The 25768-nt window shown below is 68.7% G+C and carries 30 protein-coding genes; 14 read left to right on the top strand and 16 right to left on the bottom strand.

Annotated features, from left to right (window positions below):
* Nucleotides 1–18: 18 nt before the first annotated feature.
* The gene (locus QRN16_RS20885; protein WP_285189682.1) at nt 19–576 is read right to left on the bottom strand and encodes a tRNA adenosine deaminase-associated protein; all 558 of its coding nucleotides are present in this window, start codon (nt 574–576) and stop codon (nt 19–21) included.
* 121 nt (nt 577–697) lie between these two features.
* On the opposite strand from QRN16_RS20885, the gene QRN16_RS20880 reads away from it, so the two are divergent.
* On the top strand, nt 698–1657 hold the full coding sequence (locus tag QRN16_RS20880) for a prephenate dehydrogenase (RefSeq protein ID WP_285189680.1): 960 nt from the start codon (nt 698–700) through the stop codon (nt 1655–1657).
* 12 nt (nt 1658–1669) lie between these two features.
* Here QRN16_RS20880 and QRN16_RS20875 read toward each other — a convergent pair whose 3' ends face one another.
* Nucleotides 1670–2278: a putative glycolipid-binding domain-containing protein gene (locus tag QRN16_RS20875; RefSeq protein WP_285189678.1), complete on the bottom strand. Its 609-nt coding sequence runs from the start codon at nt 2276–2278 to the stop codon at nt 1670–1672.
* A 313-nt stretch (nt 2279–2591) separates the two neighbouring features.
* On the opposite strand from QRN16_RS20875, the gene QRN16_RS20870 reads away from it, so the two are divergent.
* Genes QRN16_RS20870 through QRN16_RS20860 form a run of 3 tightly spaced genes read left to right on the top strand, consistent with a single transcriptional unit; the run spans nt 2592 to nt 4986 of the window.
* The gene (locus QRN16_RS20870) at nt 2592–3752 is read left to right on the top strand and encodes a DNA cytosine methyltransferase (RefSeq protein WP_222633431.1); all 1161 of its coding nucleotides are present in this window, start codon (nt 2592–2594) and stop codon (nt 3750–3752) included.
* Nucleotides 3752–4561, top strand: coding sequence for a hypothetical protein (locus QRN16_RS20865; protein WP_285189674.1), 810 nt, complete (start codon nt 3752–3754; stop codon nt 4559–4561). The genes QRN16_RS20870 and QRN16_RS20865 overlap by 1 nt, the downstream gene beginning before the upstream one ends.
* The gene (locus tag QRN16_RS20860) at nt 4558–4986 is read left to right on the top strand and encodes a very short patch repair endonuclease (RefSeq protein ID WP_027506605.1); all 429 of its coding nucleotides are present in this window, start codon (nt 4558–4560) and stop codon (nt 4984–4986) included. The genes QRN16_RS20865 and QRN16_RS20860 overlap by 4 nt, the downstream gene beginning before the upstream one ends.
* 2 nt (nt 4987–4988) lie before the next feature.
* On the opposite strand, the gene QRN16_RS20855 is transcribed toward QRN16_RS20860, so the two are convergent.
* On the bottom strand, nt 4989–5513 hold the full coding sequence (locus QRN16_RS20855; RefSeq protein WP_222641252.1) for a hypothetical protein: 525 nt from the start codon (nt 5511–5513) through the stop codon (nt 4989–4991).
* Between the two features lie 95 nt (nt 5514–5608).
* Between QRN16_RS20855 and QRN16_RS20850 the strand changes: the two genes are divergently transcribed.
* On the top strand, nt 5609–6751 hold the full coding sequence (locus QRN16_RS20850) for an NAD(P)/FAD-dependent oxidoreductase (RefSeq protein ID WP_285189670.1): 1143 nt from the start codon (nt 5609–5611) through the stop codon (nt 6749–6751).
* Nucleotides 6752–6762: 11 nt separating this feature from the next.
* Here the strand turns inward: QRN16_RS20850 and corA are convergent, their stop codons facing one another.
* Entirely contained in the window at nt 6763–7779 is a 1017-nt protein-coding gene (corA, locus tag QRN16_RS20845) for a magnesium/cobalt transporter CorA (RefSeq protein ID WP_285189668.1), read from the bottom strand.
* Nucleotides 7780–7957: 178 nt separating this feature from the next.
* Between corA and QRN16_RS20840 the strand changes: the two genes are divergently transcribed.
* From QRN16_RS20840 to QRN16_RS20830, 3 genes are all read left to right on the top strand, one after another.
* Complete coding sequence (locus QRN16_RS20840) at nt 7958–9055, top strand: ferredoxin reductase (RefSeq protein ID WP_082544393.1); 1098 nt, start codon at nt 7958–7960, stop codon at nt 9053–9055.
* Between the two features lie 38 nt (nt 9056–9093).
* Nucleotides 9094–10509, top strand: coding sequence for a fatty acid desaturase family protein (locus QRN16_RS20835; RefSeq protein ID WP_037186465.1), 1416 nt, complete (start codon nt 9094–9096; stop codon nt 10507–10509).
* A gap of 121 nt (nt 10510–10630) precedes the next feature.
* Nucleotides 10631–12826 carry a putative bifunctional diguanylate cyclase/phosphodiesterase gene (locus tag QRN16_RS20830; RefSeq protein WP_285189664.1) on the top strand — a complete coding sequence of 732 codons (2196 nt, stop codon included), beginning with the start codon at nt 10631–10633 and terminating at the stop codon, nt 12824–12826.
* A 4-nt stretch (nt 12827–12830) separates the two neighbouring features.
* Here QRN16_RS20830 and QRN16_RS20825 read toward each other — a convergent pair whose 3' ends face one another.
* From QRN16_RS20825 to QRN16_RS20790, 8 genes are all read right to left on the bottom strand, one after another.
* Nucleotides 12831–13094, bottom strand: coding sequence for a lipopolysaccharide assembly protein LapA domain-containing protein (locus tag QRN16_RS20825; protein ID WP_056443214.1), 264 nt, complete (start codon nt 13092–13094; stop codon nt 12831–12833).
* 211 nt (nt 13095–13305) lie between these two features.
* On the bottom strand, nt 13306–13476 hold the full coding sequence (locus QRN16_RS20820) for a CsbD family protein (protein WP_027506598.1): 171 nt from the start codon (nt 13474–13476) through the stop codon (nt 13306–13308).
* A 108-nt stretch (nt 13477–13584) separates the two neighbouring features.
* Nucleotides 13585–14274, bottom strand: coding sequence for a ZIP family metal transporter (locus QRN16_RS20815; RefSeq protein ID WP_027506597.1), 690 nt, complete (start codon nt 14272–14274; stop codon nt 13585–13587).
* A 67-nt stretch (nt 14275–14341) separates the two neighbouring features.
* Nucleotides 14342–14641, bottom strand: a complete 300-nt coding sequence (locus tag QRN16_RS20810) for a DUF202 domain-containing protein (RefSeq protein ID WP_285189662.1) — start codon at nt 14639–14641, stop codon at nt 14342–14344.
* Nucleotides 14638–14991, bottom strand: coding sequence for a YidH family protein (locus QRN16_RS20805; protein ID WP_231476430.1), 354 nt, complete (start codon nt 14989–14991; stop codon nt 14638–14640). The genes QRN16_RS20810 and QRN16_RS20805 overlap by 4 nt, the downstream gene beginning before the upstream one ends.
* 45 nt (nt 14992–15036) lie before the next feature.
* Nucleotides 15037–15414 (bottom strand): DUF5313 family protein, encoded by a 378-nt coding sequence (locus QRN16_RS20800; protein WP_027506594.1) that lies wholly within the window; start codon nt 15412–15414, stop codon nt 15037–15039.
* On the bottom strand, nt 15411–15881 hold the full coding sequence (locus tag QRN16_RS20795) for a MarR family winged helix-turn-helix transcriptional regulator (protein WP_056443208.1): 471 nt from the start codon (nt 15879–15881) through the stop codon (nt 15411–15413). Before QRN16_RS20795 ends, QRN16_RS20800 begins: the two co-directional genes overlap by 4 nt.
* A gap of 222 nt (nt 15882–16103) precedes the next feature.
* On the bottom strand, nt 16104–16661 hold the full coding sequence (locus tag QRN16_RS20790; protein WP_285189657.1) for a hypothetical protein: 558 nt from the start codon (nt 16659–16661) through the stop codon (nt 16104–16106).
* Nucleotides 16662–16819: 158 nt separating this feature from the next.
* Between QRN16_RS20790 and QRN16_RS20785 the strand changes: the two genes are divergently transcribed.
* Together QRN16_RS20785 and QRN16_RS20780 are read left to right on the top strand one after the other, a co-directional pair.
* Nucleotides 16820–17524 (top strand): response regulator transcription factor, encoded by a 705-nt coding sequence (locus tag QRN16_RS20785; protein WP_027506592.1) that lies wholly within the window; start codon nt 16820–16822, stop codon nt 17522–17524.
* Nucleotides 17521–18897: a HAMP domain-containing sensor histidine kinase gene (locus tag QRN16_RS20780; protein ID WP_027506591.1), complete on the top strand. Its 1377-nt coding sequence runs from the start codon at nt 17521–17523 to the stop codon at nt 18895–18897. The genes QRN16_RS20785 and QRN16_RS20780 overlap by 4 nt, the downstream gene beginning before the upstream one ends.
* On the opposite strand, the gene QRN16_RS20775 is transcribed toward QRN16_RS20780, so the two are convergent.
* On the bottom strand, nt 18881–20128 hold the full coding sequence (locus QRN16_RS20775; RefSeq protein WP_222633285.1) for a multidrug effflux MFS transporter: 1248 nt from the start codon (nt 20126–20128) through the stop codon (nt 18881–18883). The two genes, QRN16_RS20780 and QRN16_RS20775, sit on opposite strands and share 17 nt — an antisense overlap.
* Nucleotides 20129–20205: 77 nt before the next feature.
* Here QRN16_RS20775 and QRN16_RS20770 point away from each other — a divergent pair, with 77 nt between their 5' ends.
* The 4 genes from QRN16_RS20770 (at nt 20206) to QRN16_RS20755 (ending at nt 22811) form a co-directional block, all read left to right on the top strand.
* Nucleotides 20206–20646 carry a MarR family winged helix-turn-helix transcriptional regulator gene (locus tag QRN16_RS20770; protein ID WP_027506590.1) on the top strand — a complete coding sequence of 147 codons (441 nt, stop codon included), beginning with the start codon at nt 20206–20208 and terminating at the stop codon, nt 20644–20646.
* A gap of 37 nt (nt 20647–20683) precedes the next feature.
* On the top strand, nt 20684–21223 hold the full coding sequence (locus QRN16_RS20765; protein WP_051613550.1) for a thioesterase family protein: 540 nt from the start codon (nt 20684–20686) through the stop codon (nt 21221–21223).
* 66 nt (nt 21224–21289) lie between these two features.
* Nucleotides 21290–22048: a molybdate ABC transporter substrate-binding protein gene (modA, locus tag QRN16_RS20760; protein WP_285189651.1), complete on the top strand. Its 759-nt coding sequence runs from the start codon at nt 21290–21292 to the stop codon at nt 22046–22048.
* Nucleotides 22049–22058: 10 nt separating this feature from the next.
* Nucleotides 22059–22811, top strand: coding sequence for an NADPH-dependent F420 reductase (locus QRN16_RS20755; protein WP_285189649.1), 753 nt, complete (start codon nt 22059–22061; stop codon nt 22809–22811).
* A gap of 6 nt (nt 22812–22817) precedes the next feature.
* On the opposite strand, the gene QRN16_RS20750 is transcribed toward QRN16_RS20755, so the two are convergent.
* The 3 genes from QRN16_RS20750 to QRN16_RS20740 are packed head-to-tail and all read right to left on the bottom strand — an operon-like array spanning nt 22818 to nt 25725.
* On the bottom strand, nt 22818–23393 hold the full coding sequence (locus QRN16_RS20750) for a DUF6518 family protein (RefSeq protein WP_285189647.1): 576 nt from the start codon (nt 23391–23393) through the stop codon (nt 22818–22820).
* A complete protein-coding gene (locus QRN16_RS20745) occupies nt 23378–24175 on the bottom strand; it encodes an enoyl-CoA hydratase-related protein (protein WP_222650564.1) in 798 nt (265 codons plus the stop codon). The genes QRN16_RS20750 and QRN16_RS20745 overlap by 16 nt, the downstream gene beginning before the upstream one ends.
* Nucleotides 24172–25725, bottom strand: coding sequence for a TLP1 C-terminal extension domain-containing protein (locus QRN16_RS20740; RefSeq protein ID WP_285189641.1), 1554 nt, complete (start codon nt 25723–25725; stop codon nt 24172–24174). The genes QRN16_RS20745 and QRN16_RS20740 overlap by 4 nt, the downstream gene beginning before the upstream one ends.
* Between the last annotated feature and the right edge of the window lie 43 nt (nt 25726–25768).

Genomic DNA, 25768 nt, shown 5'->3' with positions numbered 1-25768 from the left:
GGTGGAGAGGCACCACGGTCAGCGGGGCAGCTTGTCGAGCACCGCGGCGAACTCCGCGGCGAATCCCAGTCGCGCGGCGATCATGCCGAGCTGCTCGTCGGGATAGAGGTCGGACTCGGCCAGGATGACGCCGAGGACCGGCTCGGGAAGACCCATGTCGCTCAGCAGATCCAGATCGCCCTCGTCCCAGGGCTCGACGTCGTCGAGCTCGTCCGGATCCAGATCGGGCACATCGACGTTCAGTCGGTCCAGGACGTCGGCCGCGATGTCGTAGTCGATCGCCGCGGTGGCGTCCGACAGCAGGACCCGCGTGCCCGACGGCGCCGGACGCAGCACGACGAAGAACTCGTCGTCGACATCGAGGAGCCCGAACACCGCACCGGCACTGCGGAGTTCACGAAGTTCGGTCTCGGCGGCACTGAGACTCGTCAGGGCGTCCGCGGACAACGGCCGGCACGTCCACGTGCCCTCCTCGCGGACGACCGCGATGGCGAACCCCTCGAGCTCGTCGTAGTCGTCGGAGCGGTTGTCACCTCGACCCTGGGACGAGGTACTGCCTCCGCGCTGTGCAGCCATGCGCGCAACCGTAGTCCCACACCGTCGCCCCGGCGTGCAGACCTCCCTGTTCAGGGGAAACAGCGGGAGATTTCGGTGTCGTGCACCCGGCGGACGGTGCCGATGTGGAAATCTTCCCCCGGTGAACACACCCGACCGTCCCGTCTGCGTCCTGGGCCTCGGCCTCATCGGGGGCTCGTTACTGCGCGCCGTGGTCGACTCGGGTCGCCCGGCATGGGGTTGGAACCGATCGACCGGTGCCGTGGACGCCGCTCGCGCCGACGGGTACGACGTCACGGCGGACATCGCCTCAGCCCTCCAGCGCGCCGCCGAGGAGGACGCTCTCGTCGTCGTCGCGGTACCCATGCCGGCGGTCGACACCGTCCTGGAATCGGTGGCCGCGTACGCGCCGCACTGCGTGCTCACCGACGTCGTCAGCGTGAAGGCGGAGATGGCGGCCGCGGTCGCGCGCGCCGGACTCGGCGCTCGGTACGTCGGCGGACATCCCATGGCCGGCACATCCGCCTCGGGGTGGCTCGCGGCCGACGTCGATCTCTTCCGCAACGCGGTCTGGGTCGTCACCGTGAACGACGACACCGACCCCGATGCCTGGATCGCGGTCGCCGATCTCGCGCTGTCCTCCGGGTCCGTCGTGGTCCCGGCCCGAGCCGACGACCACGATCGCGCCGTGGCCCGCGTGTCCCATCTCCCGCATCTGCTGGCGGAGGCACTCGCCTCGGTGGGCGCGCGGGGAGGGGAGCTCACGCTGCGGTTGGCAGCCGGCTCGTTCCGCGACGGCACCCGCGTGGCGGGTACGGCTCCGGCCCTGGTCAGCGCGATGTGCGATGCCAATGCGCCCGCCCTCGTCGACGCACTCGACGAAGCGCTCGCGGCGCTGCACAGCGCCAGGGACGCGCTGGCCGCCGACGCGTCGACCGAAGCACTGGTCGCCGCCGGCCATGCGGCGCGACTGAGCTACGACGAGCAGTTGCAGTGGTGGGAGATCACCGACGTCGTCGTCGGTTCGTCGTCCTGGCAGTCGGACCTCGTCGATGCCGGTCGCCGCGGCGGTGTCGTCCAGCGGCTGCCCCGGCGGGCGTGACGGTCGGACCCGTCAGATGCGCTCGGCGAGTCCGCGGTAGTCGGCGACGAAACCGTCCGAGTCGACACTGACGGCCGACGTCCCGACGGGCGAGACCACCTCGAACTCGTGCGGACCGCGGCTGTAGGACAGTGTCTCCGCGCGGGCGGTGAGGACCGGCAGACCCACGTACACGACGGGCACCTGATGATCGGACGGGTTCGTCTGCAGGCCGAGACGACGGATGGCGAGCGTGTTGAAGAAGGGGCTCCACACCAGCTCGACGTCGAGCGCACCGCCGAAGGAGCTGCGGGTCGGTGACCCGTCGTCGACGAGCCAGTAGCCCTCGGAGTCGCGACTGATGGAGACCTGCTTCTCCCCCGAGGCGACGGCCGCGCGCACGGACAACCGCTTGGTCACTCCCGATTCGTCCGTGACCAGGTCGTACGACGCGGAGAACGCCGGGTGTTCGTCGCACTCGCCGCCGATGATCCGGCCGGCGGCCTTGATCCGCTTGCCGTTGAGCTGGACGCGCACCGACTCCATACGCGGGGCGCTGTGCGCGCGCCACGTCAGGATGGCCGGCCACGACGAGCCCGTCACGTCGGCGGACGACAGGGAATCGGCGGTGGGTGTGGTCACGCGTTCACGGTAGATCACACGAGCACGACAAGTACCGGAGCCGGGCGAATTGCCTGTGAATCCGCGTCCCCGTCAACGTCCGAGTGCCCCGTTCTCGCGAGATGAAACGGTCACGAGCAGGGTTTTCGTCGACAGTGGGCGTGAGTCGGCGCACCACGCCCCCGTCTACGGGCGCTGCTCACAGCGGTGTCGCCCTCTCGGTCGGACGCCGTGTCGGTGTTCTCGAGTAGCCTCACTCGAGATCGACGTCGGTGTCCGGAGCCGCCGTCGCACACGACGGTGAGCGGGGGTACGCGTGTCCAGCCAGGGTGCCATGGTCGGCCTGTTCGCCGGCATCGGCGGTCTGGAGCTGGGCCTGGCGCGCAGCGGATGGTCCACCACTCAGCTCTGCGAGATCGACGCCGGCGCGGGGGCGGTGCTGCGCTCGCGCTTCCCCGACGTGCCGCTGCACACCGACGTCGCGACGCTGCGGGCGCTCCCCGCCGGAACAGAGCTGGTCGCAGCCGGTTTCCCGTGCCAGGACCTCTCGCAGGCCGGTCGCACGGCGGGCATCACGGGCGCGCGGTCGGGTCTGGTCGACGAGGTCTTCCGACTCGTCGCCCGCAAACGTGGTCCCCGGTGGCTGCTGATCGAGAACGTGCCCTTCATGTTGCAGCTCGGCCGCGGCGCGGCGATGCGGCACATCACGCATGCGCTCGAGGATCTCGGTTACATGTGGGCGTATCGCGTCGTCGACGCTCGCTCGTTCGGCCTGCCCCAGCGGCGTCAGCGCGTCGTCATGCTCGCCTCACGTACGGACGACCCGCGTGAGGTGCTCTTCGGACCCGACGCGGGCATCCCCGAGGCCGGCGACGCCGACGTCCTCCCGTGCGGCTTCTACTGGACCGAGGGGGTGCGCGGCCTGGGCTGGGCGATCAACGCGGTGCCCACGCTCAAGGGCGGATCGACTCTCGGCATCGCCAGTCCCCCGGCCGTCCGGCTCCCGTCCGGCGAGCTGGTCACCCCGGGCATCTCGGACGCCGAACGGCTGCAAGGTTTCGACGCCGGGTGGACCGCTCCCGCCGTCGAGTCCCCGGGTGTCCGGGCCGGGCACCGGTGGAAGCTCGTCGGCAACGCCGTGAGCGTGCGCATGGCGACGTGGGTCGGTGAGCAGCTGGCCACCCGCACTCCCTACGACGAGGGGTCCGACACCGAGCTCGTACCCGGCCAGAGCTGGCCGTCGGCCGCGTGGGGCCGTGACCGTCGCGCGTTCCGGGTACCCGCGAGCACCTGGCCGGTCCAGCACCCCTACGAGGATCTGAGCGGATTCCTGGAGGAGTCGAAGCTGTTGTCCGCCAGGGCCACTGCCGGGTTCCTCAAGCGCGCACGCTCGGGTCGGCTGCGCTTCGCCCCCGGCTTCCTCGACACGGTCGAGTCGCACCTGCACCGGATGACCGACGATCCCGTCGTCCCCGAACCCGTTCGCGTGGCCTGATGTTCCCGTTGACGTTCGCACTCGACTTCGCCGGCGACCGTCCCGCGCCCGATGCCGACCGCGGGGAGAAGAAGAACTACGCGCAGCGCCTGTCCAACAACCTCGCGCAGGTGGTCGCCGATGCGTTGAGGCCTCGGTATCCGTCCATCACGCCCGACGCGCACGGCATTGGCCAGGAAGCGCAGGTGGACGTCGCGAAGGGACGCAAGCGGCTCGACGTCAAGGCACTCGATCCGACGCTCGGCCTCATCCTCTGCGTGTCCGTGAAGACCTACAGCTTCCAGGACTACAGCCCCACGTCCGGTCGGCTCGGCCGCTGGACGAAGAACATCGTGCGCAACGACCACGAACTGCGGGGTGAGGCGATGGTGCTGCACCAGCGCCAGCCGTACAGTGTGCTCGTCGCCGTGATGTTCGAGCCCTGGTCGACGTGCGAGGACGGCGATCCCGCGAAGAGCAGCGACATCGGCAAGAGTTCGTTCGCGCACCACGTCACGACGCTGTCCAAGCGGTCGGGCCGCGGCAAGCGCCCCGTCGTCGGCATGCCGGGCCGGGCGTGGGTCGACCTCGGGGCCGAGGACACGCGCTACGACCTGTTCGAGAAGGTGTTCATCGGTCTCTACGAGCCGGACGGCCCGTACCGGGGTGAGGTGCGCTTCTTCGACGTCGACGACGCGCCGCCGCGCAACGGCCGTCCGTCGGACCGCACCACACTCTCGTTCGAGGAGTTCGTCGAGGTGGTGCACTCGGAAGTGGAGCGGCGCAACAGGTTCGCCCCCAGCTGGTCCGAGATCGACGACGACGAATGACGCCCGACGCTCGGGCGACGCCGCCGACGGACGCCGCGACCAGTGCCCGGTTCAAGAAACAGAAGCGGCGTGACACCAAGCCCGAGGTGGCCCTGCGGAAGGAACTGCACCGAGCGGGACTGCGGTACTTCGTCGACAAGGCCCCACTGAAGGGCATGCGACGACGGGCCGACGTGGTGTTCCCGCGTCGCCGAGTCGCGGTGTACGTCGACGGATGCTTCTGGCACAGCTGCCCGGAGCACGCCACCCACCCGCGCAACAACGCCCAGTGGTGGGCGGACAAGTTGGCTGCCAACGTCGCTCGGGACCGCGACACGGATCGTCGACTGGACGAGGCCGGCTGGACCGTCGTGCGCATCTGGGAGCACGAGGATCCAGCCGTGGCAGCGGAGCGGGTCACCGAGGCAGTGCGCCCCGGCGACTGACGTCAGCGCTCGTGGCGTCCCGGAGTGTCGTGCGGGCCGACGACAGGCGCATCGGCGTGTCCGAGACCGGTGGTGCGGTCCGTGACGTTCCGGTCCGTGACGTTCCGGTCCGTGACGTTCCGGTCTGCGGGATTCTGGTTCTGCTGTGCCGCGTTCGCGTCCTGTCGACGCGGGGTGCCGTCGTCGTGGACGGTCGGGTCCAGCTTGTTCGCCCGCTCCCACTCACGGTCCAGTTCGTCACGCCCGGTGGCGGCAGTGCCCTGGTGCTCCTGCGCGCGCTGCTGCGCGATGCGGGCCTCCGCTGCCGCGGCGTCTGCCTCGGCCTGCGCACGACGAGCGTCGGCCTCGGACTTCTGCGCCAGCGCCTCCGACCGCTCCACCTCCGCGCTGCGTTCGGCGGCCCGCTCCCGGATCTCACCGGCCTGCTCGACGCGCTTCTGCTTCGCCTTCTTCGACAGTGCGACGCCGACGGCGACGAGCAGCAACACCACCACGACCGCGATGACGATCCAGACAGCTGTGTTCATGACGGCTCCCGATGTTCGAGTGCGCGCACGGTTGCGCGCGGGACGGGGTACCCCTGGCGCCCGATTTCCACACGGGCCGCCTACCCTCGACCGCCATGACCACCGATGCCGCCTCTCGAGCCCTCGACGTACTGGTGATCGGCGGCGGAATCGCGGGTGCCTCGCTCGCCTGGGAACTCTCGTCCGATCGGACCGTGTGTCTCCTCGAAGGGGAGTCGACCCTGGCGATGCACTCGACCGGACGGTCGGCCGCCATGTTCCTCGAGACCTACGGCAACCACGTCATCCGTGGCCTGACGACGGCGAGCAGAGCCTTCCTCGTGGACCCGCCGGACATGGTGCGCGGAACGGTCATGACTCCACGCCCCTTCGTGCAGTTCGCACGTCCGGGCCGGGGCGACGCTCTCGCGGAGATGTTCGCGACTCTGCGGACGCTGTCTCCCGATGCCCGCCTGCTCGAGACCGCCGAGGCGGTGGACCGGGCGCCCCTCCTGCGGCCTGCGGCAGTCGAGGCGGCCGTCGTCGAACCGGGCGCACTCGACATGGACGTCGACGCGCTGCACCAGGGCTTCCTGCGCGGAGCACGCCGACGCGGATGCACCGTTCGTACCGGGGCGCGGGTCGTCGCGATCGACCGCGTCGGCGAGCAGTGGCGGGTCGATCTCTCGACCGGCGACACTCTCGTCGCCACGGTGGTGGTGAACGCGGCGGGTGCCTGGGCGGACGACCTGGCCGACCTCGCAGGCGTACCGAGGATCGGCCTGCAGCCGCGACGACGCACCATCGCCGTGATGGACGCGCCGCCCGAGATCGCCGACACCCACCACCCGCTGATCAGCGACATGGACGAATCGTTCTACATCAAGCCGGAGGGTGTCCGTCTGCTCTGTTCCCCTGCCGACGAGACACCGTGCCCGCCCGGTGACGCTAAGCCCGACGATCTCGAGATCGCCCGCGCCCTGGACGAGATCACGGAAGCGACCGTGGTGACGAGCCGCCGTGTCCGGTCGTCGTGGGCCGGTCTGCGCTCCTTCGTCGCCGATCGCACACCGGTGGTGGGGTTCGACCCGAGCGTGGAGGGCTTCTTCTGGTGCGCGGGTCAGGGTGGGTACGGCATCCAGACGTGCGCGGCACTGGCGCGCGTCGGTGCGGCGCTGGTCCGCGGCGAGCCGTTACCGGCCGACGTGACCGACCGGGGCGTCACCGCGGAGGACCTGGCGCCGGGCCGGCTGCGCTGAGCCGCACGGGGCTAGAGCCACTTCTGTCTCCGGAACACGATGTACAGCGCGCACGACGCGAGCAGCATCGCGGCGACGGCTCCGGGATAGCCGAACGTCCAGCTCAGCTCCGGCATGTGCTCGAAGTTCATACCGTAGATGCCGGCGATGAGAGTCGGCGCGAAGAGGATGGCGCCCCAGGACGAGATCCGCTTGACCTGCTCGTTCTGTTCCAGACTCACCTGGGTCATCGCACGCATCTCGTCGTTCTGCCGCTGACCCACCAGGGTGGTGTGCACCGACAGGGCGTTCTGCAGGTTGGCGCGGAACGAGTCGACGCGCTCGGTGATGCGGATCGCGTGGTCGAGCACGTCGCGCAGGTTGCGCCGCAGCTCGATGTCCACGTTGTACTTCTCCGAGCCGCGGCCGAGGGCCTCGATCATCGACACCAGCGGGTGGGTCGCGCGCTGGAACTCGATCACCTCGCGGGAGAGCTCGTAGATGCGACGGGAGACGTCCGGGTCGCCGGTGAACAGCTGGTCGTCGATCTCGTCGATGTCGTTCTCCAGACCGGCGACGACCGGTTCGTACTCGTCGACCACCTGGTCGAGGATCGCGTACAGCACGGCCTCGGTTCCCAGTTCGAGCAGCTTCGGCGCACCTTCGAGCCGTTTACGGACCACGCCCAGGTCGGGTGACTCGGCATGGCGGATGGTGACGACGAAATCGGGACCGCAGAACACGTGGAGCTCGCCGAACTCCACCTTCTCGGTCTCGTCGATGTAGCGCGCGGGGTGCAGGACGACGAACAACTGATCGCCGTAGCGTTCGAGCTTGGGCCGCTGGTGCGCTTGGACGGCATCCTCGACCGCCAATCGGTGCAGCCCGAATTCGGTTGCCACCGAGTCGATCTCGGTCTTGTCGGGACGATACAGCCCGATCCACGCCATGCCGCCGCACGCCCGCAGGAGCTCGTACGTGCGATCCAGACTCTCCGGCTCGTCGGTACGCGCCCCGTGCACGTACACGGCGTTGTCCACGATCGGCACAGTTCACCCCTCGTCGTCGCACGTCCGCCGCCCGTCGGGCGGCTACCAGGACGCTTGCATCCAAACCTCGGACACGAATCTTCGTCCACCGCGACGACGGAAGCGAAACGGACTCGTTTCTGTCCACAATCGTCCGTTTACGGACGCGGATCCGCGCCGTGGCGATAGCGTGTGACCTGTGGCAGAACGCGGCGCACGACCCCAGGTTTCGGTACTCCGCCGAACCATGCTCAAGGCATTCAAACATCTGTCGAACCCGCTGAGGCCGGACGACTACTTCGAGATGATCAATCCGTTGTGGACCACCCAGGAGCTCCGCGGGAAGGTCGACCGGGTCGAGAGGGAAGGCACCGACGCGGTGTCGGTGTTCATCAGGCCCGGGTACGACTGGGGTGGGCACCAGCCCGGCCAGTACCTCCGACTGGGCGTGGTCATCGACGGCCGCTATCACTGGCGCGCCTACTCGATCACCTCCGACCCGCACGGCGACCACGGCCTGATCTCCGTCAGCCCCAAGCTGGTCCCCGAGGGCACGGTGTCCCCGTTCCTGGTGCAAGGGATCAAGCCGGGCGACATCGTGCGACTGAGCGAGATCGAGGGAGTCTTCACCCTCCCCGATCCCGTGCCCGCCAAACTGCTCTACATCAGCGCGGGCAGTGGCATCACACCGATCATGAGCATGTTGCGCGAACTCGACCACCTCGACGCCATGCACGACGTCGTGGTCATCCACTCCGTGCACAGTCGCGACCAGACGATGTTCTCCGAGACCCTCGAGCGCCTCGATCGCAAGCACTCGTCGCTGCGTCTCGACCTTCGGGTGACCGAGGAGCGAGGTCGAATGAAAGCCACCGATCTGGACGAGTTGTGCCCCGACTGGCGTGAGCGCGAGGCATTCTGCTCCGGTCCCGGCGACCTGTTGGACGATCTGCGCGACTACTGGAAATCCGAGGGTGACCCGGAGAAATTCCACTACGAAAGTTTCCAACCCGTCATCGGTGGCGGTGACGAAGAAGGAGAGGGCGGCACTGTCCGCTTCATCCGTAGCGACACCGACGTCGAATGCGACGGAGGCACACCCATTCTCGCGGCCGGGGAGGAAGCGGGGCTGGATCTCAAGTTCGGTTGCAGGATCGGCATCTGCCACACCTGCACCGGAACCCTGAAGAAGGGACGTTTGAGAGATCTACGTAATGGGGAAGTCTCCGAGCCTACGGGGCAGGCGGTACGCATCTGCGTGAACACCGCCGAGGGAGATATCGAAATCGATCTCTGACGAGACCGATTCACATGCAGTAACAGGGAGGGTTCGTCATGAGCATCGACACCGGGAAAAAGACCGAAGTGTCCATCGAGAGTCCGCTCGCACATCTCAGCGAAGAGACCATCGAACAGCTTGCCAAGGAATTCGACGCCATTCACGACGAGGTCTACGCCGACCTCGGTGAGCGCGATCGCAACTACATCACCACGGTCATCGCGGCGCAGCGCCAGCTCGCTGTCGCGGGGCGCGTGATCCTCTTCGGCTCCAAGAGCCGCACCGCCTGGGTGGCCGGAACGGCCTGCCTGGGTGTGGCCAAGATTCTCGAGAACATGGAGATCGGCCACAACGTCATGCACGGCCAGTGGGACTGGATGAACGATCCGGACATCCACTCGTCGGTGTGGGACTGGGACACCGCGTCCACCGCCGAGGCCTGGAAGCACTCGCACAACTACGTGCACCACACGTACACCAACATCCGCGGCAAGGACAAGGATCTCGGCTACGAGATCATGCGGATCGACCCGAACCAGCCGTGGTCGCCCGTCTACCTCGCGCAGCCGTTCTACAACCTGCTGCTGATGGCCTTCTTCGAGTGGGGCGTCGCGCTCCACGACCTCGACATCGAGGCCATCCGCAAGGGCGAGAAGCCCATGAAGGACCTGCTCACCGATCTGCGCGGTATCGGGACCAAGGCGCGCCGTCAGATCGTCAAGGACTACATCGGCTGGCCCGCGGTCAGTGCGCTCGCCTACGGCGCGGTGCAGGTCGTCTCGGGTGGACGCGTCTCGGGCGCCGGCAAGTCGAAGCTGGGTGCGCGGTTGCGCTCGCTGAGCTCGTCGAAGGCGACCAACTCCGTGGCCAAGGTTCTGGACAAGCACGGTGCCGGCATCGAACGCACCTTCGTCGCCACGGTGACGGCGGACTTCGTCGCCAACATCATCCGCAACCTGTGGTCGCACGGCATCATCTTCTGCGGTCACTTCCCGGACCAGGCGTACACGTTCAGCAAGGAAGAGACCGAGAACGAGACCCGCGGCGGCTGGTACGTCCGCCAGCTCGTCGGAGCGGCCAACATCGAGGGCTCGTCGCTGTTCCACCTGATGAGTGGCAACCTCAGCTACCAGGTCGAGCACCACCTGTACCCGGACATGCCCAGCACCCGGTACAAGGAAGTCGCGCCGAAGATCAAGGACATCTGCGAGCGCTACCAGCTTCCGTACAACTCGGGCCCCTTGATGAAGCAGTGGGGATCGGTGCAGCGCACCATCATTCGACTCGCCTTCCCCGGCGGCAAGATGGCCCCGAAGCCCGGACCGTACCGCGGCGAGCGCGTCGGGGGTTCCTCGTCGAAGCCCAGCGAGGCGGCTCGTTTCCGCAACCGCGTGCCGGCGGGTCATCCCGACTCGGGCCCCGAGCACAACGGTGGCGGCGTCGAGGCGAAGCTTCCTCCGCGCGGGGAGTGACGACGCGCTGCCGGTGACGGCAGCACTGATCTGACGAACGAGTGGTTTCGACCGGCGTTCTCTGGATACCCGAGTGAATCGGGCCGGAGACGCCGGTCGTTTCCCATTTCGGAGGTGATTCGTGGCGCTCGACGGCCTGGACCCCGCCCTTCTGACGGGTGTGTTCGAGAACGCGCCCGAGCTGGTGTCCCTGTCCGCACGGGACGGCCGCATCCTCCACTTGAACCCGGCGGGCCTCGCGCTCGTCGGCGCACCGTCACTCGACGCCGTGCTCCGCCTGACCACGGCGAACTTCTTCTCCGACGTCGGTCTGCTCGCTGCGCCCGACGTGGAACGATCGCTGCACACCACCGGCCACTGGCAGGGTGTCGGCGAACTCCGGCGGCTCGACACCGGAGAACCCGTACCGGTCTCCATCTCGACGTTCCTGGTTCCCGCGGGTGAGCGCGACGAGCCGGTGATCGCGTCGATCATGCGTGATCGACGGCTGCGAACCAGTCACGAGAGCGCCCTCACCGACGTCCTGGAATCGGCCGCCCACCGGGCTCGCGAGCAGAGTGCTGTCGGCCTGTTGGGGCGGCTCGCGGTCGACGGTGATCTGACGACCATTCTGGACGCGACGACCAGCGCCGCCTCGTCGTTGATGGGTACGGAGTGCGCGTCGATCGCACGCCTCGACGACACCCGCACCGCGTTGCGCGTCGTCGCCTACAGCGGGGTGAGCGAGCGGCCCGAGGTGTTCGGAACCGGTACCCGCTCGGCTCCGGGCCTCGCCCTCTCCTCCGGCACGGTGGTCATCTGTTCCGACGCGCGGACCGAGTCGCGATTCGACACCACGACGATGCGCTCGCGCGGACTGCTCAGCACCGTCTGCGTCCCGTTCGACTCCACGCCTCGGCCCGGGGTGCTGGCCGTGCACAGCGCGGCTCCGCGGGAGTACACGGATCGGGACGTGACGTTCCTGCGGACGGCCACGGACATCCTGGTCGCGGCGATCCGGCGTATCGAGCTCGAGAACGAACTGCGGTACCGATCACTCCACGATCCGCTCACCGGTCTGGCCAATCGAGCGCTCGCGTACCGACGTATCGACGAGGCCGTGGCTCGCGCCGCGGACAGCGAGACCACCGTCGCGGTCCTGCTGGCCGACCTGGATGACTTCAAGACCGTCAACGACAGCCTCGGACACGTGAGTGGAGACGCGGCGCTGATCACCTTGGCGCGCAAGCTCGAGCGCACGGTGGCGGTCGGCGACACGGTGGCGAGGCTGGGCGGCGACGAATTTCTCGTCGTGTTCGACCACGTGGTGGACGAGGCCGACGCGCGGAGCCGGGCGGTGCGCATCTCGACAGCGCTGGCCACCGTCGATCCGCAGAGCGATCAGCCCATCCCGTTCAGTGCGAGCATCGGAATCGCCGTGGCCGGTGACGATGTGCCCTCCGCGCAGGAGATGGTGCGCCGCGCGGATCTGGCCATGTACCGCGCCAAGGGCACGGCTCCCGGGACCACGGACGTGTACGACGTGCGCGATCGCTACGAGGCCGATCGCGTGTTCCGACTCGCCGCAGACCTCCGACGATCTCTCGTGGACGGCGAACTGCGGCTCGTCTACCAGCCGATCGTCGACCTCGTGACGGGCGCCGTCGTCGCCGCCGAGGCCTTGGCTCGCTGGGATCATCCGACACTCGGCAGCGTCTCGCCTCGTGAGTTCGTCGCGGTGGCGGAGCGCACCGGCGTGGTCGGACACCTCGGCCTGTGGGCACTGCAGACCGCGTGCACGGATGCGGTGCGCTGGCCCGAGGACGTCTCGGTACGCGTGAACGTGAGCGCCCACCAGCTCAACGATCCGGACTTCGTGCAGTCCGTCCGACGCACTCTCGACGCGACCGGCCTGCCGGCGACGCGTCTCGGGTTGGAGATCACCGAGACCGTGTGGGTGAAGGAGAACGCCCGCGTGGCCACCACTCTCGAGGCGCTGCACGCGATGGGGGTGTCGTTCGCACTCGACGATCTGGGAACCGGCCACAGCAGCATCGCGTATCTGGACCGTTATCCGATCTTCGACTGTCTCAAAATCGACGGGTCGTACGTCAACGCGCTACCCGGTGCGAGACCACACGCCATCGTGGCCGCGATCGTGTTGTTGGGCACTGCATTCGGAGTGGACGTGGTGGGTGAAGGCATCGAGACCGCCGAGCAGGCCGAGGCGTATCGCGCATGCGGCGGTCGCCTCGCACAGGGCTTCCATCTGGCGCGCCCGATGCCCGCTGCGGCGATCGAACAACTCCTACGAGAGGGTGTCCGATCGCCGCGGTGACGCGCTACTTGACGGCGCGTCGGACCCGGACCGCGCCCGAGATGGTCCAGGCGATGACGGCACCGACGACGGCGGCACCGAGGAGTGCGACACCCTGTGCCAGATCGAAGTTCCACCCGATGAAGTTGATGGTCGTGTGCACGGTGTTCTGCAGGATGAAGATCACCAGTGCGATCGTGAGGAGCAGCGCGATCAGGAGAGACAGCTTCGAGACGAAGCCTCCGGCACGGCGACGTCCGGTGTGTGCGTGGGTGGTGGTGTCGGTCATGGTGGTGCCTTTCGCGATGTCGCCGGTCCTGGCCGGCGATCGAGTGAGCGGATGCTCGAAGGAGTGATGGTCCGCGGACCCGCGGAAGAAACATGTCCGTTCGGTCGGTTCGAGCGAGGTGTGCGTCGAACCCGACAGTGTCCGGACACACCACGGGCGGCGATGGACCCGCTGAGGGTCCGGCGCCGCCCGGGTGTGGAGTGGTGCAGTCTTACTTGAAGGTGTCCTTGACGTTCTCGCCGACCTTCTTCACGCCGGCCGAACCCTGGTCCTTCTTGCCCTCGGCCTCGAGGTCCTTGTTGTTGGTGGCGTCACCGACAACTTCCTTGGCCTTGCCGATGGCGTCTTCTGCTGCGTTCTTTGCCTTGTCGACGATTCCCATGATGAAACCTTTCGTTCGGAGCGACGGCGGGTGACCATCGCGTTCTGAAAGGTGAGTCGAGGCCCGGCGCGGAAAGCGCACGTCCATGCAGAGTGATCCCGGTCACAGCTACCCGCCGAGTGCGAACGCCACGAGAAAGCCGAGCGCGGTGGACATGCCCACCCACCAGCCGCCGTCCTTGTAGGCCTCGGGCATCAGGGAGTCCGCGAGCACGGCGAGAGTGGCACCGCCCGCGAACGCTTGGACCGTCGAGATGCCGACCTCCGGGACGGCGTCGGACAACTGGTGGCCCAGTACGGTGACCACCACGAGCACGACCGCCGTGGCCGTCCACAGGGTCATCGCCCGAGCCGCGGAGAAGTCGTGTCGGTCCCGCATCAACGATGCACCACCGACAGCCTCCGGAACGTTGCCCACCGCGACCGCCACCAGCAGCACCAGCCCGCCACCGGACGTCAGGGAGACACCCAGCGCGGTGTTCTCCGGGACTCCGTCGAGGATCGTGCCGAGCATCAGTGCCCACCCGATCGCTGCGGGCCCGAGCTTGTTCTCGATCAGATGGCTGGCCACGACGTACACACCCGCGCCCAGGAACAGCGCCGCGCCCGCGACGAGGATGCCGGCCTGACGGAACGCCGGCTCGAACAGTTCCGACGACACGGCGGCGATCATCGTCCCGGCACCGAAGGCCATGAGACCGGCCAACACCCGTTTCGGCAGTGTCCACCGCAGCCCGATCGCCGCACCGATCACCAGGGGAAGCGCCGTGCCGATGCCGTACAGGGCGGCGGTCAGCATCTCGATCGTCTCGTCACCGGCGGGGAGTACCCCCGTCCGCGTCGTCGAGTCATCCGACGACCTGCTCTCATAGACCCAGCGCGGTGACCACTGCCAGCAGGACGACGACGACGGGCAGGACGACGAGCCGGCCTGCGGCACCGGGAAGCACGTCCCGGTCCATGCCGTCGACGAGTCGGGAATGGGTCCTCGTCGAGAACACGACCGACACCATCGGAAGCGCAGCGCACAGCACCGCGATCGCGACGAGCGGCGGATGATCTCGCACCACACGCGCGACGATCAGGGCCGTGACCGCCATGGTCAGTGCGGTCCGCACCCGAGCGAGCGTGGTGCGCTCGGCCTGCAGGCCCGGTGCCTCCGTCACAGGTACAGCCCCACCGCGAACGCCACCACGGCGATCACCAGACCCCCCGCGAGCAGCGCCGCCGCAGCGGGGAGAGGCAGTGACGCCCGCCGGCGCATGGCCGTCTCGATCCGGATCCAGCGCACGAACGACCCGACGGCCAGAACCGCCGCGAGAGTGAGCAGCCCCAGCACGAGGGTGGTTCTCAGCCACGGAGGCAGCAGATCCCCACCGAACGCCTCGAGTGCCGCGGCCGTGGCCACGAGGCCGAGTGACGTCCTGATCCACGCCAGGAACGTCCGCTCGTTCGCGAGCGTGAATCTCGGATCGGGGTCACTGCCGTCGCGCAGTCCGGTCGGCCACAGTCGCACGGCACCCACTCTCGTCGGCGACGGCCCGCAGGGCCACAGCGGGTGTCAGCGGTTGGGGTGCCAGCGCTCGTAGGCGCGGCGTTCCGCCTCGTCCCGCGCGACCTTCTTCGGGTTCTGCAGGTCCGGCGACAACCCGTGCGCCTTGAGACGACGGCGACGGTTGGGTTCCATGTACGCGGCGGCGTAGAACAGCGCGAGCAGTACCGCCAGCAGGATCATCGCGCCGCGCAGCCACAACTCACCGGGGAACAGCAGGAACGCCGCGAAGATGGGGAGAAACGGCACCATGCTGCGCAGCAGATGACGCGCAACCGCACGATCACCGATCAGGTCCTCACGCACCCAGGCCTGCATGGACAGGGGCAACGTGCGGCCGAACGAATAACCGATCCACTGCAGCGGCCCCGGGCGAGTCCTGCTCATCGTGTGCTCCTCCGCTCGGTCGACAGTGCACCGGCCGCGATGGCCGCGGTGTTGATCCGGGTGAGCACCGCGTGAAGTTGTTCGAGCTCGCTCACGTCGACACCCAGAGATTCGATGACGGCGCCCGGTATGGACTCCGCCGAACCTCGCAACTGTCGCCCCTCGTCGGTCAGGTCGATCACCAGCCTGCGCTCGTCGGTGTCGCTCCGGCGCCGGGTCAGCAGACCGTCGGCGTCGAGCCGCTTGAGCAGCGGCGTCAGCGAGGCGGGTTCGAGTTGCAGAGCCGACGCGATCTCCCCCGCCGACATCGGTGCCCGCTCCCAGAGGGCGAGCATGACGAGGTACTGCGGGTGCGTCAGTCCGAGCGGTTCGAGAATCGGCCGGTAGACCGAGAGCACCGCGCGGTTGGTGACGGCCAGGGCGAAACACACCTGACGGTCGAGCGCGAGGGGGTCGGTGGTGGTCACGGTTCCATCGTACGCTGATAGTGAGAGTGCGTACTGTTCGATGGCTCACGGTTGGCTGGGCGGGGTGCTGTCGGTCGGGGGGTGGGCGCTGTGGGCTATGCGGTAGGCGATGCACACCCCTTACTGCAGGTGAACACCCACTCCGGCCGACTGAACGGGGTGCACGGCGCTGGAACCCGTGCGCGTGGTGCCGGCAACGCGTGCCGACACCACGCGAGATGATCAGGGTGTGGGGGCCTCGCACTCGGCCGGTGCGGGAGCACCCTCGGGCGCCGGAGCGCCCGGCGCTGCGCCCGGACCCTTACCTGCAGGCCCGTGACCGGCCGGACCACCATGGCCGGGGCCCGCCGGGCCACTGTCAGGACCGCAACCGGGCGCAGGCGGAGCCGGCGCGCCCTCGGGGGCAGCCGGTGCACCCTCAGGCGGGGTCGGGGCGCCCTCGGGCGGAGTCGGAGCATCCTCACCCGCAGCAGGCGGAGTGGGAGCACCCTCGGGCGGAGTCGGAGCACCCTCGGGCGGGGTCGGAGCACCCTCGGGCGGGGTTGGCGCACCCTCGGGCGGAGTCGGTGCACCCTCGGGCGGGGCCGGAGGCGTCGCGCACGTCGCACCGGCGTCGGGTGCCGCAGCGTCGGGTGCGGGCGCCGAGGCGTCGGGCGCCGCGCTCTCGGAGACCGGGGGCGTCTCGCCCGGGCCGTCGGCGGACGCGGTTCCCACCGCTCCGAGGAGCAGCCCACCGGCGAGCACTGCTCCGGCGATCAGTCGGCCTGTCCTGACACGCATGACTCTTGTCGACATTGTCGTCCTCATCTCTCGTCGGCACCGGGCGGCGCCGTTCGTGAGGTCGACACTCGATCGTGGACCTGAAGCCTGCCTGAAGTCGCGGCGATCAGGGCCTCGTCTTCAGCAAGTCTTCAGCTCGGGACCCGCATAGTGGTGTCGTGACCGAACGGCGACCCGCAGCGACCCCGAGAATCCTCGTGATCGAGGACAACGAGACGTTGCGGCTGTCCGTGTCCACCGCGATCGCGGACCTGGGTGCCGACGTCCGGTCCGACGCGGACGGTTCCGCATTCGAGGCCGCGCTCGCGAACCATCGACCCCACCTCGTGGTCCTGGACATCATGCTTCCCGGCCGGGACGGACTCGAGCTCCTGCGGGTCGCGCGCCGCAGCAGCGACGCGGCGGTGCTGATGCTCACGGCGCGCGACTCGGTGTCCGACCGCGTCACCGGGCTCACCGCCGGTGCAGACGACTATCTGGTGAAACCGTTCGCGATGGCGGAGCTCCTCGCCCGCGTCACCGCGGTGCTCCGACGACACGGCGCGGTCGCCACCTCGATCGAATGCGGAGACGTGTCGGTGGACACCGAATCGGGCGACGCCAGTCGGGGCGGCAACGCCCTCAACTTGACGGCCACGGAGTGGAAGCTGTTGTCCTACCTCGCCGCTCAGCGCGGGCGAACGGTGTCCAAGACCCAGATCCTGACGCAGGTGTGGGGGTACGACGCATACGACGAGAACCTCGTCGAGGTCCACATCAGCGCGCTGCGTCGCAAGCTCGAGGAGTTCGGCCCGCGCATCCTCCACACTCGGCGCGGCATCGGCTACGTGTTGGCCGCCGACACCGTGAGTCCAACAGCATGACGACCCCACCCCGTCGCGGTCTCCGCACCGGATCTCTGCGCCTGCGATTGCTGGTGTCGGTGATGTCGGTGGTGCTCGTCCTGCTCGTCGGCATCGTCGTGGCGACGACGGTGTTGCTGCAACGCCAGCTCGAGGCCTCGGCGGGAGACAGCCTCGCCGGCCGCACCGCCACCGCGCAGCAACTGCTGGACAACGGTGCCGATCCCACCGAGATCGTCTCCGCTACACAGGGAGAGAACGTGGCGGCGCAACTGGTGACGACGGACGGCCGTATCGTCGGCGACCTCGCGCTCCGAGCGACGACACCGCCACCCGCACTACGCCCCCCGACGACGCCGGGAGACGGTCCCCCGCCGGGACCCCCACCGGGCCCGGAGGAGACGAGGCCGACGCGGGTCTCGACGACGACCCTGACCGACGGATCGGTTCTCACGGTCGCCGTCGACACGTCCTCGATCGACGCGGTGCAGCGGCAGCTGCTCGTGGTGCTGATTCCGTTGGTGCTCGTCGCGTCGGCGGTGGCGGCACTGCTCATGGCGGTGGTCGTCGGCGCATCGCTCCGACCGTTGCGCAGCATGACGGCACTGGCCCGCTCGATCACCCGGGGTAATCGCGGTGATCGACTCGCTCCCACCCGGTCGGACACCGAGCTGGGTGAGACCGCAACGGCATTCGACGAGATGCTCGACGAGCTCGAAGGAGCCGAGGCGCGCGAGCGTGCCACCGCCGATCGCACACGGCAGTTCGTCGACGATGCTGCTCACGATCTGAGAACGCCGGTCGCCGGGATCTCCGCCGCCGCCGAGACACTGCTGCGGGGCGGCGTCGACACCGAGCGCGACGTGCGGGAACGACTGCTGGCGTCGATGATTCGTGAATCACGCCGCGCATCCCGGCTGATCGACGATCTGCTGATGTCGGCGCGCACCGACGACGACGTGGAGTTGGATCGGCATGACCACGACCTTCTCGCTCTGGCCCGTGCCGACGCCGACCGGGCGCGGCTGCTCGCACCGGACTCGACCGTCGTGGTGACCGGCGAGAGCGTGGTCGCGCCGGTCGACGCCGCACGACTCGCTCGAATCCTGGCCAACCTCACCGACAACGCGTTGCGCCACGGACCGCCGGACGGCGTCGTCACCGTCGACGTGCGCGACGCCGGTACCACCGCGACGATCCGGGTGTCCGACGAAGGACCGGGCATCGGCGCTCAGGATCGCGAGCGGATCTTCGACCGGATGGTGCGGCTGGACAGCGCTCGCACCTCGGAGGGATCGGGACTCGGCCTCACCATCGCCCGAACCTACGCGCGGGCCCACGGCGGCGACGTCGTGTACGACGGCACCGCCTTCGTCCTCAGTGTGCCTCGGTGACCGACTGCTCTGTGGGGGAACGGGTTCCGAGCACCACCCCGCCTAGGCCGATGATCGCGCTGACGAGCATGGTGACGGCCATCGGCACCGCGGTGCCTTCGCCGCCGAGTCCCACCAGCGGCGAGATGACCGCGGCGAGGCCGAACTGGGCCGCGCCCATGACGGCCGATCCCGTGCCCGCGGCCCGGCGCGCCTCTCCCAGTGCGAGAGTCGTCGCGTTGGCGATCACCAGACCCAGGCTTGCGACGGCGAACCACAGCAGTACCAGGGTCGCCCACAGGTAGGGCCCGACCACCGCGTCGACGACGAGCAGTGCCGAGAACGCGACCATCGAGACGAGACCGATGCGCAACAGCGCTTCCGGACGGACGCGGTCGACGAGCTTGGCGTTGGCACCACTGGTGACGACGATGCCGAGTGCGTTGGCCGTGAAGGCGATGGAGTACCACGTCGTCGAGAGCCCGTGCACCTCCTGCAGCACGAAGGGCGATGCGGAGATGTAGGCGAACATGACGCCGAAGCCGAAGGCGAACGCGCCCGCATAGCCCAGGAATCGCTTGTTGGACATGACCTCCCGTGCGTCCGCGATCATGGTGGAGAGTCCGCCCGTGCTGCGGAGCTCGGCGGGATGACTCTCCGGCAGGAGTGCGAGCACACCCACGAACATCAGGACGGACACACCGGCGAGCACCCAGAAGACGCCGCGCCACCCTGTCAGACCGATGACCGCACCGCCGAGCAGCGGGGCGATGACGGGAGCGACTCCGTTGACGAGCACGAGGAGGCTGAACAGTTTGGCGGCCGCCGCGCCGCGTGCACGGTCACTGATGACGGCGCGGGAGAGAACGACGCCGGCGGCGCCGGTGAAGCCCTGGAAGAACCGGAACACGGTGAGCCACTCGACGGTCGGAGACCACGCGCACAGGATGGTCGCGATGATGGACACGAAAGTGCCCACGAGGAGCAAGGGGCGTCGACCGAAGCGGTCGGACAGCGGCCCGATCACCAGGTTGCCGATCGCGAGACCGACGAGAAACGTCGTGAGGGTCAGCTGGATCGCCGTGGCGCTGACACCGAACTCCTCGGCCATGCGGGGGAATGCCGGCAGATACATGTCGATGGACAGGGGCGCGACGGCGGCAAGGAGCGCCAGCATCGCGATCACGCCGGACGCCACCGGCCGCGCGGCGGTCGAGTCGACGGTGTCGCCGGACCGAGTGTCGACGCTCATCGGGTGGCCTCCGTATTGGATATAATTTTATACATACTCACATGAGTAGAATGTCAGTCATGGCGTCTGGAAGTCCAGTGAGCGAGTCCGATGTGATCGACATCGCCCGCGAGGTGCGGGCTCTCGTGTGGTCGCTGCGCCGATTCGGCGAACGACAGTCCGGACTGCCCGCCCTCCCCCATTCCGAACTCGAGGTTCTGCGTGTGGTGGTCAGCCACGAAGGGACCACCGTCTCGGACGTCGCCCGCATGCTGGGCCTGCACAGCAGCAACGTCAGCACGACGGTGCGACGTCTGATCGACAAGGGGCTGCTCGCGCGGGACACCGATCCCGGTGACAGACGGTCGAGTCGGCTGCATTCCACCGCCACGGCACGTCGACACGGTGAGATGATCGACGACGTGTGGATCGACGCCGTCGGACGCCGACTCGCGGCCATGTCAGCGGAGGATGCGGCTCTGCTCACCCGTGCCGCGCCGCTCCTCGCGCACCTCACGTCCATGCCGACCGAACCCTGACGACTCCGCGGGGCGACCGAACCGTCATAGTGACGCCATGCTGATGTCGCTCCGCCTGCTCCGACAGATGGCGCCGTGGCGCACGGGACGCGGGCCGGTACGGGTCGACCCGACCCGTACGTGGTTCCGCGTCGCACCGTCCGATCTGGACGTGCTGATGCACATGAACAACGGTCGATACCTGTCCGTACTCGACGCGGGTCGAGTCGACATGTTCGTGCGCGGTGGCCTGTGGCGAGCCCTGCGTGGACGCGGGTGGCATCCCGTCGTCGCGTCACAGACCATCACGTACGTCCGCTCCCTCACCCTGTGGACGAAGTTCTCGGTGTCCACCCGCTTCCTCGGTGTCGACGCGAAGAACGCCTATCTCGAACAGATCTTCGACGTCGACGGACGTGTCCACGCGACCGCGATCGTCGCCCTCAGGTTTCTCGACGACAGCGGATCCTCGGTACCGACCGACGACATCGTCGCCCTGTTCGACGGCGATGCAGCCCCACTTCGCCGCCCGGACGCAGAGATTCCGCTCGGCCGACGCACTCAGCATCTCGTGGTCGCCGCATTCGAGGACGTCTGACCCTTCCGGGCGCGCATGCTCCTATATGGTCTCCTTCGAACCGCATCTGCGGCGAAAGGAGCCGACATGGTGACGACGAGGATCGCAGTGCTGGGGTGCGCGGCGGTGGTGGCACTGTCGCTCACGGGGTGCTCCTCGCCCGGACCGGCCGAAGACGGCATCACCGTGTTCGCTGCCGCGTCGCTGAAGGCGTCGTTCACCGAGCTGGGTGAGCAGTTCGAGCAGACCCGCCCGGGTACCGCCGTGACGTTCACGTTCGCGGGGTCGTCCGATCTGGTGTCCCAGTTGTCGCAGGGTGCGCCCGGGGACGTTCTGGCCTCGGCGGACACGATCACCATGGACAAGGCACGGGACGCCGAGTTGATCGACGGTGACCCGGTCACGTTCGCGACCAACACTCTGACGATCGTCACTCCGCCGGGCAACCCCGCCGGGATCGGCTCGTTCTCGGACCTGGCGACGTCCGGGACCACGGTCGTCGTGTGCGCGCCGCAGGTTCCGTGCGGTGCCGCCACCGAGAAGATCGAGACGACCGCCGGGGTGAGCCTCACCCCTGCCAGCGAGGAATCGTCCGTGACGGACGTTCTGGGCAAGGTCACGTCCGGTCAGGCCGATGCCGGCCTGGTCTACGTCACCGACGCGGCCGGCGCCGGTGACGCCGTCGTCACCGTGCCGTTCCCGGAGGCGTCGGGCGCGGTGAACTCCTATCCCATCGCCGCACTGGCCGACTCCGGCGCACCGGACATCGCGAGCGCCTTCGTCGACTTCGTCTCCGGTCCCGACGGACGGAAGGTGCTGGCCGACGCCGGGTTCGGCGCGCCCTGAGAGACCGCCGGTGCGCCGAGGATCCGCCGCCACGGGGGAATCTTTCCCGCGCGGACGGGGTTGGCCGAACGAGACGTTCGTTGCACGACCGAAGGAGAAGCACGTGAAGATCGGCATCATCGGAGCAGGCGACATCGGCGGAACCCTGACCCGACGGCTGCGCGCCGTGGGCCACGAGGTTGCCGTCGCCAACTCTCGGGATCCGGAGACCCTCGCGGATCTGGCGTCCGAGACCGGCGCCACCGCGGTCTGGGCGAAGGACGCCGCGACCGACGCGGATCTCGTCATCGTCAGCATCCCGCAGAAGAACACGCCGGACCTCGCGTCCGGCATCCTCTCGGCCCGCAAGCCCGGTGCTCCGGTGATCGAGACGAACAACTACTACCCGCAGCAGCGGGACGGCAAGATCGACGCGATCGAGGACGGCACACCGGAGAGCGTGTGGGTCTCGGAACTGCTGGGCGAGCCGGTCGTGAAGGCATTCAACGGAATCTGGTGGAAGCACCTCCTGAACAAGGGCGTCCCGGCCGGCACCGAGGGCCGCATCGCGCTGCCGATCGCCGGCGACGATGCCGACGCCAAGAAGATCGTGTCCGCCGTCATCGACGAGATCGGCTTCGACGTCGTCGACGCCGGATCGTTGGCCGAATCCTGGCGCCAGCAGCCGGGTACACCCGTGTACGGCAAGGACTTCGGAGTCGACGCGACGGTCGATGCGCTGGCGCAGGCGACCCCGGAACGCACCGCGGAGTGGAAGGCCTGACACCCCTCAGGTGGTGAGCACCGCGTCGTAGGCCCAGTAGGCGCCGAACAGCGCACCCGCCACCGCGGCGGCACCGAGTCCCGCACGGACTCGTGTCGCCGCGGTGCGGCAACACGCCGGCACGAGGATGCCCGCCAGCGCGGCTTCCACGAACCAGTGCGGACCGCCGACCACGACGGTCCCGTACACGGCCTCACCGAGCACGATCCCCGCCACGACCACCGTCCCGCTCACACGGCGGTCACGCCCGACAGCAGCACCGGCTGCGCCGCACACCGCCCCCGCACCGAGTCCGACGAGGACGAAGACCAGCACTTCCCGCACGGTGATCACGTTCGGCGACAGCAGGATCCACACCAGGACGAGCGCGAGCATCGACGCGACTCCGACTGCCACGCCGCGTCCGTGCGGCGACCGGGCCGCCACCGCGAACGGCACCAAGCCCCACAGCGCACTCGTGTTCACGAGCGCATCCCACGGCGGCGGCACGATGGTGAACAGAACCACGAGGGCCACACCCGCAGCGGACCCGAGCGCGGCCGCCGCGACGAGACGTCGTGCGCCGATCAGCGCCCCGTCCACCGGGGTTCGCGCTTCTCCATGAACGCCATGATCCCCTCGACCGTGTCGGAGGACGTGGACAACTGCGCGAGCGCGCGGTCGGTCTCCTCCCATGCGGCCGCTTCGGACGGGATGCGCCCATCGACGATGCCCCGGGCGATGACCTTGCTGGCGCGGATCGCGAGAGGCGCTCCCGCCGCGATGGTCTCCGCCAACCGAAGCGCCGTGTCGAGAACGGCGTCCGGTTCCACCACACGATTGACGAGTCCCCACCGCGCCGCGTCGTCCGCACTCATGGGCTCACCGGTGAGGATCAGTTCCATCGCGATCGCTCGCGGGATCGCGTCGACCAGCCGGAAGAGTCCGCCCGCTCCCGCGATCAGCCCGCGATGCACCTCGGGAAGCCCGAATCGTGCAGTGGTGGAGGCGATCACGACATCACCGGACAGTGCGATCTCGGTCCCACCGCCGAGTGCGTTCCCGGTGACCGCGACGACGATCGGCGTGGAGATCGGGTGCCTGGTGACGCCGGCGAAGCCCCAGTGTGCCGTCTCCGGAGGGGTCACGCCGTCGGGACCCCGCGTGCCGAGTGCCTTCAGATCGGCTCCGCCGCAGAAGGTGCCGGAGCCCGCCGCCGTGAGGACGACGGCACGGATCGACTCGTCGCCGTCCGCCAGTTCCCACGCCTCGCCCAGCAGGGTGTGCACCTCTGCGTTCACGCTGTTGGCCGCGGCGGGGCGGTTCAACGTCACCAGCAGCACGTGTCCGCGGCGTTCCGTGAGAACCACGTCCTGATCGCTCATGCCCGTACTCCCCTGCCGTTCGCCGTGATCGAGTCGAGGGTGATGTCCAGGTTCCCGCCCTCGTCCACCACGTCGATCGTGAGGCCGACCGGTGAGACGTCGCGGTCGGTGACCACTCGATGAAACGCCGCCGCGGCGTCCGCCCCGGTACGACCGGCGATGCGGTCACCCTCGGGTGTGCGGGCGATGACGAGCGCCTGTTCCGGTTCCCCGCCGCGCCCGAACATGACAGTCGCCGTCTCGACGATCGCGCGACCGCTGTGGCCGTGCGTCACGGGTACCGCTGTCGCCGACACGGTCACCGCATCGGGGTTCCCGACGTATCCGGCCTCGTGCGGATCGGTCGACAACAGGATGGTGTGCTGGTGGGTGAGGTAGCCGCCGTTCGCATGCACCATCGCGATCGCCGGAGCGCGTCCGCCGCGGGACTGTCGCAGCAGCCGGGTCGATTCCGCGACCGCGTGCAACGAGTAGCTGCTGAGCGGCCCACCGAAGAACGAGTGGCCGCCCAGGACCGTGGGAGTGGCATCCGACGACAGTCCCAGCTCGTCCATCAACAGGAGAGGGACGACGGGAAAGCAGCTGTAGGCATCGACGAAGGTGAGATCGGCACCCGCGACACCCGCCGCGGCGAGGGTGGTGCGCACCGCCGCTCGGAGCGCCGGTGAATGATCGAAGGTGCTGCGCGCCAGGATGTCCGGGGCATCGGACGCACCGGCGCCGCCCCACAGGTACACGATGCGGTCCTCGTCCACCCCGGCCGCGCGCGCTGCCGCCAGCGAACACACCAGCACCGCGGCGGCCTGGTCGACGAACGGCATGGCGTTCATGGCGAGGGGATAGCAGTCGGACACCGCGCGGTTCGACGCGTCCACGCCGGCGATGTCGTCGGGCGACCGCTCGACCGGACTCCACGCGACCGGATGTCGCGCCGCGACAGCGGAGAACCGCGAGTACAGCTCTGCCGACGCCGTCAGTGACTCGCTGGGTCGCAGACCGAGACGGTCGGCCCGAGCGCGGTCGAACAGCGGATAGATCTGGACGGGGGCGAGGATGCCCGCTCGCTGCATCTCGGCGCTGCCGAGGTCGTCCGGTGCGAAGGTCGGCGGGCCGCCCGGTGCGACGGCCCAGCCGAGCTCGACGGGATCCGTTCCGGCTTTCGTCAGTGCTCGCACGGATGCCTGCGTCTCGCCGCCGACGACGAGTGCCACGGAGCTGCGACCGGCGGCGATGTCGTGCCCCACTCGGTCCATCAGGCGCGCGGGGTGGTGACCGCCGATGGTGCTGGCGGACCGCGTCGGCGCGGATGCCCCCAGCCGTGCTGCGATCAGAGCCGGGAGATCGTCGTAGTTCCAGCTCGTCGTGCGCACGGCGTGGATCGCGTCCACCGCGGCGCCGAGCGCCGACGTTCCGCTGTCGTCGAGCGCAGCACGGACCGCGCGCAGCACGAGCTCCATCGGCTCCACGGGGTCGGCCGCAGCGCCGGCGCTGCCGGACACGACATCGCCCACGCCCACGACGACCGGGATGCGGTCTGCTTCCTGTGACATGGGATCACCTTATTACAGACACCAGTTGTCTGTAATCTGATGG

It is taken from the genome of Rhodococcus sp. MEB041 (assembly GCF_030208955.1).
Taxonomy (GTDB): Bacteria; Actinomycetota; Actinomycetes; order Mycobacteriales; family Mycobacteriaceae; genus Rhodococcoides.
This window is presented reverse-complemented; position numbering and strand designations above follow the sequence as displayed.